General features: G+C 66.1%; 12 protein-coding genes. 7 read left to right on the forward strand and 5 right to left on the reverse strand.

The window, feature by feature from the left end:
- The first annotated feature begins 11 nt into the window (after nt 1–11).
- Nucleotides 12–3,506, forward strand: coding sequence for an exodeoxyribonuclease V subunit beta (locus tag CKJ84_RS04765; RefSeq protein WP_095546100.1), 3,495 nt, complete (start codon nt 12–14; stop codon nt 3,504–3,506).
- 79 nt (nt 3,507–3,585) lie between these two features.
- On the opposite strand, the gene CKJ84_RS04770 is transcribed toward CKJ84_RS04765, so the two are convergent.
- Entirely contained in the window at nt 3,586–4,080 is a 495-nt protein-coding gene (locus tag CKJ84_RS04770) for a hypothetical protein (protein ID WP_095278769.1), read from the reverse strand.
- A 137-nt stretch (nt 4,081–4,217) separates the two neighbouring features.
- Between CKJ84_RS04770 and CKJ84_RS04775 the strand changes: the two genes are divergently transcribed.
- Genes CKJ84_RS04775 through CKJ84_RS04785 form a run of 3 tightly spaced genes read left to right on the forward strand, consistent with a single transcriptional unit; the run spans nt 4,218 to nt 6,615 of the window.
- Entirely contained in the window at nt 4,218–5,756 is a 1,539-nt protein-coding gene (locus CKJ84_RS04775) for an acyl-CoA carboxylase subunit beta (RefSeq protein ID WP_095546101.1), read from the forward strand.
- A 48-nt stretch (nt 5,757–5,804) separates the two neighbouring features.
- Nucleotides 5,805–6,020: an acyl-CoA carboxylase subunit epsilon gene (locus CKJ84_RS04780; protein WP_095278771.1), complete on the forward strand. Its 216-nt coding sequence runs from the start codon at nt 5,805–5,807 to the stop codon at nt 6,018–6,020.
- A gap of 4 nt (nt 6,021–6,024) precedes the next feature.
- Complete coding sequence (locus tag CKJ84_RS04785) at nt 6,025–6,615, forward strand: nucleoside triphosphate pyrophosphatase (protein WP_095546102.1); 591 nt, start codon at nt 6,025–6,027, stop codon at nt 6,613–6,615.
- Here CKJ84_RS04785 and CKJ84_RS04790 read toward each other — a convergent pair.
- Complete coding sequence (locus tag CKJ84_RS04790; protein WP_095278773.1) at nt 6,612–7,133, reverse strand: ankyrin repeat domain-containing protein; 522 nt, start codon at nt 7,131–7,133, stop codon at nt 6,612–6,614. The two genes, CKJ84_RS04785 and CKJ84_RS04790, sit on opposite strands and share 4 nt — an antisense overlap.
- Nucleotides 7,134–7,148: 15 nt before the next feature.
- Nucleotides 7,149–7,676: a hypothetical protein gene (locus CKJ84_RS04795; RefSeq protein ID WP_095546103.1), complete on the reverse strand. Its 528-nt coding sequence runs from the start codon at nt 7,674–7,676 to the stop codon at nt 7,149–7,151.
- A gap of 89 nt (nt 7,677–7,765) precedes the next feature.
- Here CKJ84_RS04795 and CKJ84_RS04800 point away from each other — a divergent pair, with 89 nt between their 5' ends.
- Both CKJ84_RS04800 and CKJ84_RS04805 read left to right on the forward strand, forming a co-directional pair.
- Nucleotides 7,766–8,161 (forward strand): DUF3151 domain-containing protein, encoded by a 396-nt coding sequence (locus tag CKJ84_RS04800; RefSeq protein ID WP_095537163.1) that lies wholly within the window; start codon nt 7,766–7,768, stop codon nt 8,159–8,161.
- Nucleotides 8,162–8,167: 6 nt separating this feature from the next.
- Nucleotides 8,168–8,863, forward strand: coding sequence for a hypothetical protein (locus CKJ84_RS04805; RefSeq protein WP_143340310.1), 696 nt, complete (start codon nt 8,168–8,170; stop codon nt 8,861–8,863).
- A 16-nt stretch (nt 8,864–8,879) separates the two neighbouring features.
- On the opposite strand, the gene CKJ84_RS04810 is transcribed toward CKJ84_RS04805, so the two are convergent.
- Nucleotides 8,880–10,031, reverse strand: a complete 1,152-nt coding sequence (locus CKJ84_RS04810) for a nuclease-related domain-containing protein (RefSeq protein ID WP_095277627.1) — start codon at nt 10,029–10,031, stop codon at nt 8,880–8,882.
- Nucleotides 10,032–10,121: 90 nt separating this feature from the next.
- Nucleotides 10,122–11,183 (reverse strand): Cj0069 family protein, encoded by a 1,062-nt coding sequence (locus CKJ84_RS04815; protein WP_095537166.1) that lies wholly within the window; start codon nt 11,181–11,183, stop codon nt 10,122–10,124.
- Between the two features lie 280 nt (nt 11,184–11,463).
- Between CKJ84_RS04815 and CKJ84_RS04820 the strand changes: the two genes are divergently transcribed.
- Nucleotides 11,464–12,351 (forward strand): sulfurtransferase, encoded by an 888-nt coding sequence (locus CKJ84_RS04820; protein ID WP_095537167.1) that lies wholly within the window; start codon nt 11,464–11,466, stop codon nt 12,349–12,351.
- Nucleotides 12,352–12,427: the final 76 nt, after the last annotated feature.

Consider the following 12,427-nt stretch of genomic DNA (forward strand, 5'->3'; position numbering starts at 1 on the left):
GAGGAAAATCAATGACTCAAGCACCATTTGCCGACCGCCTCTCCGAGGACGAAGCCAACCGTGAATTCATCCAGAACCAAGTCGAGCTCTCCTGCTTCGTCGAGGCGGGTGCCGGCTCCGGCAAGACCGTCATGCTCATCCAGCGCCTGCTCACGCTGATTATCGAGCGCGGCACCCGCATCGATCAGATCGCCGCCATCACCTTCAACGAAGCCGCAGCCGCGGAGCTCACCGCCCGCTTGCGCCGCGCGCTCATCCAGGTGCGCGACACCGGGGCATACACGCTCGGCAATGGGCTGCCCCGCGCATTCCACGACCCGGAGCGGGCCAAGCAGCGCGCCCAAGAAGCGCTCGAAGGTCTGCCCGGCGCCGCGCTCGGCACGCTTCACTCCTTCTGCCTGCGCGTGCTCAAGCAGTACCCGCTGGAGGCCGGCCTGCCACCGAAAGTCGACGCCGTCGATGACCTCGCCGCTTATTTCTCCTCTGCCCAGCACAGCGAGGCAATTATCGAGACCATTACCGCGCTCTTCGAGGGCAGCGAAGAAGCCACAGCAACTATCGACGCCCTGCCGACGAGTATCTCCGCAGCCGAATTCATCACCCAACTGCAGTACCTCCTGGGCGAGGGCGTGACCTTCAAGCACCTGCAGGAGCTGGTCGAGTGGATGGACGCGCACTGGGGCGAGCTCGGCGCCACGATCAAAGCGCCCGCCTTCGAGGCCCCACCCGAAGACGAGCTACGAGCCAGCCTGCGCAAGCAGCTGCGCCTGATCCGCGACCGGGCGCACACGTCCGGGGTCTCCGATAAACTCCTCGCCTTCTTCGATGACCGCCTGGCCGAGCTCGACGCGGCGGACTCCCTCGCCGAGCTCAAGTTGTCTAAACCTGGCAACACCGGAGGCAGCAAGCCGGAAGCGAAGCTGGCCAAGGAGGAGTACAAGGACTTCCTCGAGCGGCTCGATGAGCTTGGGTGCTACGCGGGGTACGCGGCGACGTCGACAATCGCTCCCGTGCTCGCGGCTCTAGTGCTCAGAGCCGCCGACGCGCGCCACCGCACCGGCGTCCTCGAGTTCCACGACATGATCTACCTGACGCAACAGCTCGTGGTCGACGACGAGGTGCGCGCAAAGCTGCATGAGCAATACCGCGTCATCTTCGTCGACGAATTCCAGGACACCGACCCCGCGCAGCTCGACATCGTCACCGCGATCGCCCGCGGGCCGCACGACACCCCGCAGCCCGGCCGCCTGTTCATGGTCGGCGACCCGAAGCAGTCGATCTACAAGTTCCGCAACGCCGACATCGACACCTACGTCGCCGCACGCACCAGCGCCGCCACCCGCGATGCCGACCATGGTGTGAAGCAGCTCTCGCGAAACTTCCGTTCCTCAGAAGCGGTCGTCGCCGCTGTCAACGAGCTCTACGGGCAGCTTTTCGACGCCCACGCGAGCTCCAAAGACGGCCCCGCCCAAGCCCACTACGTGCCCATGCTCCCCCAGGACGCCGCGGAAGGCCGCGAGGGCGCGTTCATCGTGCTGCAGGACGCAGACGCGGAAGACCTGCCGCCCGCCGAACTGCGCGAACGCGAAGCCGCCGACGTTGTCGCGCTCATTCGTGCGGCGGTTGCCGGTGCGGACCCTCGCTTCGTCCACCACAGCGGTGCGCACGCCGGAGCGCCCCTGCGCTACTCCGACATCGCCATCGTCGTGCCCACCCACAATGATGCGCTGCGCCTGATGCAGGCCCTCGGCGACGCAGACATCCCCTGGGTTTCCGAGGGCTCCGGCGCGCTTTTTGCCACCCCGGAGCTGAACGACCTGTTCACTGTACTGCGCGCGGTGGCCGACCCCGCTGACGACTTCACCCGCATCGCTGCCCTGCGCACCGCACTTCTCGGCTGCTCGGATGCGGACATCGCTCAGTGGGCGCAGGTACGCCGCGAGCACCTCCATGAAGCCCCGGAGTCGCTCGACACCGCGATTACGCAGGATGAGGTTGCTGCGAGCGTCGACACTTGCGTCGAGCAGCTTCGCCGACTTTCCGCGGAAGCACAGCGCACCGATGCGGCGACCATGGTGCGCCGCATCGTCGCGGAGTTCGGACTCGCGGAGGCCTACGCCGCAAGTGGCCACCCCGACCACCTCCCGCGCGTGGAGACGTTGCTCACGCTCGCTGACCGCTTCTCTGCCACAACCGGGCTCGGCCTCCGCGAATTTGTTCGCTGGTCTGACACCCAAGCTGAAACCAACCAGGGTGTCTCCGAGCCTCTGCTTGATACCGGCACCGACGCGGTTCGCTTCATGACGATCCACAAGTCCAAAGGCCGCGAGTTCCCCATGGTCATCGCCGCTGGCATGTCCGGCCACACCTCGAGCAGTCGCGCAGTACGCACCTTCTCCCGGGTAGATAGCACCGCGCAGTTCAAGCTCAAGGACGCGCCGACCCCCAATTACCTCGTTGCCAAGGCCTTCGACGACGAAGCCGACGCCAACGAGCTGATCCGCCTGCTCTACGTCGCCATGACGCGCGCCAAGTCCGTCCTAGCTATCCCGCTGCAACTCAAGAAAAACAGGCCCAAGAAGAAGGGTGGACCACGCGAGTACACCAAAGCGCAGCGCGGCGCGAAGCTCGCCGAGGTCATCGACGACTCCACCCAATACGCCCCCATCGCCCGTGAGGAACTACCAGGTTTCGATGCCATCGCGGCACCCAAGGCACAGGACGCCGACCGCAGTGCGCAGAACGCAGAGCGCTTCACTACGAGGGCCGAGGCACTCGCCAAGGCGACCGGCATCACCCAACGCATGGGCGTCACCGCCATCGCCCACGCCGAGGACCAGGCCAACCCCGAGCCCACCGCCGACCCTGCCAGCGCGCAGCCAGCGCAGTCCCGTCCAGCCGACGACGCCCTGCCTCGCCACACGCAGATCACCGGCGCCCGCCTGCGCCACTCCCTCGACGAGCGGGTGGCAGCGTCCGGCTTCCCGGCCCGCCAGATCAACAGCGGTCTGTACCGGGACAACGCCGGCACCGACTTCGGCACCGCAGTCCACGACGTGATGGAGCACCTGCCCCAAGGTGGTGACCTCGAGCAGGTCGCTGCGACCGTCTCCTCGCTCTACGAACTGCCAGCATCGGCCGTGGAGGATGTGGTGCGCGTCGCCGCGAGCTTCGCCGCATCCGCCCCATACACGCGCAGCCTCGAGCCTGACGCGCGAGCGCAGCGGGAGCTGCCGGTCATTGGCACCGTCGACGGCACCGCCGTCAACGGCTTCATCGACCTGCTCTACCGCGACACCAACAGCGATACCTCCGGGTGGGTCATCGCCGACTGGAAGACCGACGTCACCGCGAAACCAGAGACCGTGACCAGCTACTTCCTGCAGCTGGACATCTACGCAACGTTCCTGGAGCAGGCGCTTGGCGAGCCGGTGACTCGCCTCGAGCTCATCTTCGCCGGGGTCGAAAAGCCGCAGGTGGTGGTGTTTGAGCGTGGGCGTCGATAAACGATAAACCCAAACGCAAACGGCGGGTGCCTCGAACAACTCGAGGCACCCGCTCAGTGTTTGGGTGAGCCAGAAGTGATTAGAACTTCGGCAGGCCCGGGATGTTCGGCAGCAGGCCAGCCTGGTACGCGCCAGCAATCAGCGCGAGGACCAGCGCCAGGCCGCCAGCGACACCGGCAGCGATCTTCTGCTCCTTGGAGGAACCCTCGGCTGCATCGCCCTGGTCACCAGCCTTGGCCTCAGCCCACCAGTTTTCCTTGGTCAGCTTGGCGATGGTGGTGTTGTCGATGTACTTGCCACGCACCGGATCCTCGCCCTCGGCAGCTGCGAGGATGTCCTCGGAACCAGCGCCCTTGAAGAAGAACGGCACGAGCTGGTTGGTGTGGTCGCCGGAGTTGTACTTGTGCTCCGGTGCAGCCTGACTTTCGCCGGCCAGCGGGGAGAAGCCCGGGACATCGTTGGCGCCGGTGAGGTAGCCGGTCTCGTGGTCGGCGGTGACAATCAGCAGGGTCTCTTCCCAGGAGGGGTTGACCCCCGTGCCATAGATAGGAACACCCCCAGATTTCGGCTTCACAACGCCTGGGTAAAGCTTTTGCAAAACATGTATAGGCTGACACAGCATTCGCAGAGAAACGCTTATGCCCGACCGGACGATACAACGTGTGGTTTTATCTTTGGTGCATAACAGATAGGGGCATAGACTGAGGGCTTATGGGCGACAAGACTGCAAAACCCGATTTGAAGACCACCGCGGGCCGCATCCAGGACCTGCGCAACCGCCTGGACGAGGCGCGCACGCCGGTCGCTGATCGCGCGGAGGCGCCGACCGAGGGCGCGATGACGGCTCGCGCGCGCGTGGAGGCGCTGCTCGACGACGGTTCGTTCGTGGAAACCGACGCGCTCGCGCGCCACCGCGTCGAGGCGTACAAGATGGATCGTACGAAGCCCGCCACCGATGGCGTCATCACGGGCTATGGGCTTATCGACGGTCGCCGGGTCTGCATCTTCAGCCAGGATCCCGACATCTTCGACGGGGCCATCGGCGAGGTCTACGCCGAGAAAATGCTCAAACTCTTTGATCTGGCAACCAAGACCGGCGTACCGGTCATCGGCATCTACGACTCGGTCGGTCCGCGCTGGCAAGAAGGCATTGTCACCGCCCACATGCAGGCCAAACTGCTGCGCGCCGCCACCCACGCCTCCGGCCTCGTGCCGCAGATTGCGCTGGTGGCCGGCGAGGTCGCCACCCTCGCGGCGACCACAGTGCCGCTTGCCGACGTCACCGTGATGGTCGAAGGCGCGAGCCTCCACCTGTCCGACACCGGAATTGTCAGCCAGGTCTCCGGCACCGCGACGACCGCAGACGCGCTCGGCGGGGCGAGCGTCCATGCCGCCACCACCGGTCTGGCACACGTCGCCGCCGCGGACATGGCGGGAGCGCTCGATGCGGTGAAGCGCATCGTAAGCTACCTGCCGCTGAACAACCTGGCTGCCTCCCCGCTCGGCGCGGACGCAGAACGCGCTACCGCAGAGGGCACAGAGGGCGCCGACACCGATCTGGACACCATAATCCCCGACGACGACGCGCAGCCCTACGAGGTCGCCGAGATCGTTGCCGCGGTCACCGACGGCGACTTCTACGAGCTCGGCGCCGACTTCGCCGGCAACGTACTCACCGGGTTCGCGCACATCCACGGCCGCGCCGTCGGCGTTGTGGCCACCCAGCCAAGCGTGCTCGCCGGCTGCCTCACCGAGGCCGGCGCACGCAAGGCTGCCCGCTTCATCCGCACCTGCGACGCGTTCAACCTACCGATCGTGCAGTTCGTGGACTCCCCAGGCTTCGTCCCCTCCACCGAGGAGGAGCACGCCGGCGCGCCCGCCGGTGCCGCCGCGCTCGCCTACGCTTTCGCCGAGGCGCAGGTCGGCACGATCACCGTGGTTACCCGCAAGGCGCTCGGCACCGCCTACACGGTGCTTGGCTCCAAGGGCCTGGGCGCCGACTTGGTGTTCGCGTGGCCTACTGCGCAGATCGCGCTTGCCGACGCCCCCACCGCCGCCGGCCACCTCAACGTCGATGCCGAGAAGTACGCCGAGGAGAACCTCAACCCGTACGCGGCCACCGAGCGTGGGCTCGTCGACGCGGTCATCCCGCCGTCGGCAACTCGCCGCCACGTCCTGGAGGGCCTGCGCCTGTTGGAGCGCAAGGTTGCATATCCGGCGCAGAAAAAGCACGGCAACATCCCGCTGTAGCCGATATACTTTCGCTACACTAAATTCTTTCTCGCTGAAAGGAATGCTATGACTGCACCAACTGCCACCCGGTTCACGGTGACCAAGGGCAACCCCACCGAGGACGAGCTCGCCGCGCTCGCAACCGTCCTTACGGACCTCCAGGCAGCCGCGAAGGCGAAGCAGCAGCCTGCAGACCAGAACCGCTGGGGCGCCCCCGCCCTGGCACACCACGGGGAGCAGCTGTTCAACCCGCACGCATTCGCCAACGTCACCTACTTCTAACCCCATGCGCCTCGTTCTCGCCTCTCAGTCCCCTTCGCGCCGCATGCTGCTTGAGCAGGGCGGCGTCACGCCCGTCCTGCGACCCGCCCACATCGACGAGGACGCGATCATCGCCGAGCTCGGCTCGGCAGAGCCGCGCGTGATCGTCGAAAAGCTTGCGCGCACGAAGGCTGAGACCGTGGCCGCCGACTTCCCCGACGACGTCGTCGTGGGCTGCGACTCCATGCTGCTTCTGGGCGGCGAACTGCTGGGCAAACCCCACACCCCGGAGCGCACCATCGAGCGGTGGAAAGCCCAGCGCGGCCGCACCGCCCACCTGCTGACCGGCCACGCCGTTGCGCATAAGGGCGAGTGGGTCGTGGACACCATTTCCACCGCAATCCGCTTCGGCGACGTCTCGGACGCCGACATCGAGGCCTACGCCGCCTCCGGCCAGCCACTCAAATGCGCCGGCGCGTTCACGCTCGAGGCGCTCGGCAGCTGGTTCATCGACTCCATCGACGGCGACCCCACCAGCGTCATCGGCCTATCCATGCCGCTGCTGCGCCGCTGCCTCTACCGTTTCGGGCTCAACGCCTCCGACTTCTGGGACTAGTACCCGCGGGCAGAAAGGAACTCGTCGAGCACAGCGAGGCCTTCGGGGTTCGCGTCCACGCACATGCGTAGCCAACCACCGATCGTGTTTTTCGGGTTGCGCACGCTCGACGGCAGGCTCAGGTCGAGCTCCTCGGTGCCGAACAGCGCCTCGTAGACGGGGCGGCGCTGTGCATCATCCATCCCCATGTCAATGGCCAGCTTGATGGGCACGTCCCCGCTACGGTTACGGAAATTCACGTCCGCGCCGCCGTCGATAAGCCTTTGCACCAGCGCGGCGTCGCCTGCGCCCAGCGCTTCGTGCGAGCACACCAGGGTCAGTGCGTTCTGGCCAGTGTCGACCCGCGCAGCGTCAGCGCCACCGCCCAACATGTCATTGCTGATCTTCGCGCGCGCCTCCGGGTCACCGTTGGTCAGTGCCGCGAATAGCATGTCGGTCACGTCGTTTTCTTCCGCGTCGAAGACCTCGCAGAACTCCTCGTAGGTGCCATTCCCGGCAACATAGAGCGGGCTTGCCATGGGGGCCTCCTTCACTCACTCGCCACGGGCCTGGAGGAACTCGTCGAGCACATCCAGCTTGCCGGGACGCCCATCCACGTTCATGCGCAGCCACCCGCCGATGGTATTGACCGGGTTGCGCACGCTCGACGGCAGACTCAGGTCGAGCTCGCCCGTCCCAAACAGCGCCTCGTAGACTTCGCGGCGCTGCTCGTCATCAGCTACACGCACCGTGATCGCCAACCGTATCGGCAGGTCCCCGCTACGGTTGCGGAAATTCACGTCTGCGCCGCCGTCGATAAGCCTTTGCACCAGCGCAGCGTCGCCGTCCCCGAGGTCGCGATGCCGACCGAGCAGGATCGTCAGCGCGTTCTGCCCGTATTCCTCGCGCGACGCATCCGCGCCACGATCCAACATGTCGTTGCAGATTTTCGCGCGCGCCTCCGGGTCACCGTTGGTCAGCGCCCCGAACAACATGTCAGTCACATCGTTTTTCGCGGGATCGAAGACCTCGCAGAACTCTTCGTACGTTCCCTTCTTCGCAACGTAGAGCGGGCTTGCCATAGGGTCTCCTTCGTGTCAGTTGCGTACTACTGTAAGGCAACTGGTGCGCGCTGGCACGTCGAAAAGCCCAAACTGCTAGCCTGGCGCGCATGGAAATCAACGACATGCTCGCACCCCCGCCGCTCCACCTGCCCGATGATCCCGCGAGGGGCGAGGACCCCCTGGCCCGCGAGACCGCGCTCACCCACCCGGATTCCCCCGCCGTGTGGGCCGCCCGCGCCGAAAAGGAGCTCGACGGCGGCGACGAGCTGATCGCCTACGCGTACGCGCGCACCGGCTACCACCGCTCGCTCGACCGCCTGCGCGCCAACGGGTGGAAGGGCTGGGGCCCGGTCCCGGCCTCGCACGAGGCGAACGTGCCGGTGCTTAAGGCAATCGCCATGCTCGCGCTTGCCTCCAAGGCGATTGGCGACGACGCCGAGTACGACCGCTGCCGCCAAATGCTTTCCGACGCCGACCCGGCCAGCGTCGACGAACTCCTCTAAGAACCCATGCGACGAATCCTTCCAGCCGCTGTCCTCGCGACACTGCTCCCGCTTGCCGCCTGCAGCAACGAGCCAGCCGACCCGCCTACCGTGACTGTCACGCAGACCACCGTGGTGGAGGAGCCCACAGGCCCGGAGAACACTGCCTCGGACAACGCTGCCCCGGAGAGCACTGCCTCGGAGAGCGCCACGCCGCCGGCGCAGCAAACTCAAGACAACGCGGATGCCTGCGCGCAGCTGCCGAAGGACCCGCGCGAGGCCTACCCTTCCGGCACAGCCCCTGGCCGCATGCCGGCAGATGACGGCAGCGACTTCAACTACTGGATCGAGGACATCGACAACGCCTACGACCCGTGCGCGCCACTGAGCTGGATCATCTTCCGCGGCTCGCTTGGCGACGAGCACCGCCCCGCCGGCACCGGCGCCTCCATCGCCGACGGTCTCGCCTTGTACGTCAACGGCGCGCCCGCCCAGGACATGGCGGCGGTGGACAAGATCGAGTCCGTCACCCCCACCCCCGACGGCGGCGTGGACCTGGCCTGGGGCGAGCGCACCGGCGCCACCGCCGAGGGCATCACCGCGCACTACACGGTGCATTTGCGCAACGACGGCGGCGCGGTCGTCCCCGTCTCTGGCAACATCGACGAGTTCAACAGGTGGTGGAACTACCCGGTCCACTATCTGCTCGGCACCTACGACTAACTGTGCCTAACTGCGCCTAGCTCTGCGGGTACCACTCGGTGCCCGGGGAGTTCGCCGCCACCGAGCTCATCGGGATCGGCTCGCGCAGGCGGCCGGCGTTGTGGAGCTCCGTGACGACGCGCGGCACGTCCTCCGCAGGAACGGCGATGATGGGGATTTGGCCATCCTCGTGCTGCTCAATCCTGCCGCCCCGCACAGTGCCGCCAACCACAGCAAGGATGATCATGGCGACGTCGCCGCGGTTGAGGCGCGATGCCTCGAAGCGCGTCGTCCTGGCCGCCTTCTCGCGGTACTGGCTGCCCGCGTGGTTCGGGCCTGCAGTGAACTGGCCGTTCTCATCCAGGCTGAGCTCGCCGGTCCAGTGCTTCGTGTCCACCATGATCACGCCCGCCGCGGTGGACAGGACGTGGTCCGCGTTGGCGGTCACCGCGCTCTTGCGGGACAGCTCGCCGAGCATGCCGATCACGCCCATCGCGAGGCCGAACTTACGGGTCTCCGGCGTCGTGCCGTAGAACATCTCGGACGTTGCGTCGTCGAAGCCGTCGACGGCCTTGGCCAGCCCGGAGCGGGAGTCGGTGCGGATCGTCACGTCGTGGGCAACCTCGATGGAGTCCGGCAGCTGTTGCTCGAGCATCTCACCGATCCGTTCCTCCGCCAGGTAACCGCGGGAGACGCGCTGCAGCGGCTCCGGCAGCCCGGTTTCCTCCGGGCGGCCCTGGCGCGCCAGCCCGACGAGGCGCTCGACCTCGGCGCGGCGTTTCTCATTGACCTGCTTCTCCAGGCCCTTGTTCACATACGCCTTGTTTTCCTTATCCTTGTTGATGCGGCGGTCCATGGAGCGGAAACCGCTCAGGCCCAGGTAGACCAGTGCGAGCACGCCCGCGAACATCATGATGCCGCCGAGGCCCTTGTTGAAGAGGGAGACGATGATGCCCAGGACAAACAGGACCGGGAAGAGGACGATGGCGATAAGCCGTCTCTGGGTGCGCTTCCGCGCCTTCTTCGCACGGTCGTCGTTTTCGCCCAGCCCGTACTTTTCGGCGTGCTCGCGCATCGCGAAGGTCACGGCGTAGCCGTCGACCTCGCTTTCCAAGTACTTGTCCACCTCGGACGCAAAGTCGGCCCATCCGCCTTGGCCGGGGCGGGTCTTCCCGTACACAGTTGCCATTCGCTACGTCTTCCTTCCGGTTGAGCCTCACTGATTAATAAGGCCAATTGCATTAAAGCATTACCTTTTCTGCAATGTACCGGAAACGCGTCAGGCGAACTTCGCCTCCACGCGGCCGATGGCTTCCTTGGCCACCAGCTCCTGGATGCCCATGTCCAGCTCGGAGGTGAAGCCGACGCAGGAGCAGTTGATTTCGCCGAGGACGTAGGTGTCCTGGCCGGTCTCGTCGTCGTCGGCAAGCATGAAGTCCGCGGTCCAGATCAGCGGAATGTTGTCGCCGCCGAGCTTCTCCGCTATCACCGGGCGGGCCGCGGCGAACATGTCCACCAGCTCCTGCCACTCCTCCGGCTTCTGGTAGGTGTACGTCGCGCCCGAGAACAGGGTCGCGGAGAACGCATCGCCGCCGGCCGCCGGCTTTTTGTGCACCACGAAGACGGGGTGCGGGCCGACGAGCAGGATGCGGATCTCGCCCTCGGTGATGCGCGGCATGAAGCGCATATCCACGAGCATGCCGTTGTCGCCGATGATGTACTGGTCGCAGAAGTCCATAAACTCGCCCAGCTCGCGCTCCTCAGTGTGGTTGTCCACCGCCTCGGTGCACTTGAGCTTGGTGTCCAGCGGCAGGGCGGTGCCCGGCTCAAGCGCCTCGGCCTGCGCCTTGTCAGCCAAGCGGACGCGCCAGATGCCGGAGCCGGTGGAGCCGCGGTTCTGCTTGAGCACGCGCTCGCCGTAGGACAGGGAGGTCGGGAACGTGTCGTGGAAAGAAGCGACGTCGTAGTAGGCGGCCGTGTCGGCGGGCACGAGGTCGGTCTGGTTGAGCTTGACTAGCGCGTCCTTCGCCCCGTACGCCATCATTTCGGCCGGGGTGGACATGCCGACCAGGCCGGCGTCGGCAAGCTTGGTCAGCAGCTCGAAGTACCCCTTCTCCCCGCCCGGGATGTTGCCGGGGTTGACGCGCGAAATGTAGGCGTCGAAGCGCTCGGTGACGTACTCGAACAGCTTCTCCGACCACTCGGGGCGGTAGAAGACGACCTCGGCGTGCCAGCCGGCCGCCTTGATCGCGTCGACGATGGGCATGGTGTCTTTCCGGTGGCCGTTGAACTGCTTGTCAGATCCGCCCTCGACCTCGAAGACGACGATTGCTTTGTGCACGGGATGCCCTTTCTGTAGGCCTGGTTGGCAAGAGTCTCGGTGGCAGGCGCTGCCGAGCAGGTGTTACCCATGGAATTTTAAGGCCAGCGCTGCGGTTCCACCGCGCGAGCGGGCGTGAGGTGTGCAACTTCACAACTGGCTGGGTGCGCGCAGCGCAGCGACCAGTTCAAACGGGCGTCCAATCCACCGTTTTACCCCGGCGGCGCGCGGCACGCGGTAGGGTGAGCGGTGAATACGAGGCGAAGAAGCGTCGATAAGCATGCACCGAAGGGGAACCACCATGAGCATTGAGCTCGACGACAACCCGAAATTCAAGGACTTCGCGCACCCCGAGAAGTTCGTCTCCGCCGCGTGGCTCTCCGCGCGCCTGGGCAAGCCGGGGCTGCGCGTCGTGGAGAGCGACGAGGACGCTTACCTCTACGACATCGGGCACATCCCGGGCGCGGTGCGCATTGACTGGCACCGCGACCTCAACGACCCGGTCACGCGCGATTTCATCGACGGAGAGGCGTTTGCCAAGCTGATGAGCGAGCGCGGCATTACCCGCGACGACACGATCGTGGTCTACGGCGACAAGTCCAACTGGTGGGCTGCCTACACCGCCTGGGTCTTCGAGCTGTTCGGCCACCCGGACGTGCGCCTGCTCGACGGCGGCCGCGACGCCTGGATGGGCGAGGAGCGCGACACCTCCTTCGCCGTGCCGGAGTTCCCGGCCTCCGACTACCCCGTGGTCGAGCGCAACGACGCGCCGTACCGCACCTTCGCCGCCGATTTGCTCGCGGAGACGCCCGCGCAGCTTATCGACGCCCGCCCGGCCGACCAATACGACGGCACCGCCGAGGACCCGACCGCGGACCGCGCCCCTGGCAAGTCCCCGAGCACGCTGCGCCACGGCCACATCCCGGGCGCGGTCAACGTGACGTGGGGCCGCTCCCTGTTCCCGAACGCCCTGTTCAAGGACCTGCCGAACATCGCCGCGATCTACGAGGACTTCGACCCGAAGGCCCGCACCGTGGTCTACTGCCAGCTCGGCGAGAGCAGCGCGCACACCTGGTACGTGCTCAACCACATCCTCGGCTTTGAAAACATCTCGCTGTACGACGGCTCCTGGGCCGAGTGGGGCAACATGGTGCGCGTGCCGGTGGAGCAGGGCTCCGGCGCCTCCTAGAATCTTGCGCTCGGGCGCGGAACTTCCGCCCCGCGACCTCCGGGTTGTAACATTGGGCACCGAAAACCGATATAGT

This window comes from Corynebacterium sp. NML 120412 (assembly GCF_002285155.1).
GTDB lineage: Bacteria > Actinomycetota > Actinomycetes > Mycobacteriales > Mycobacteriaceae > Corynebacterium > Corynebacterium gottingense.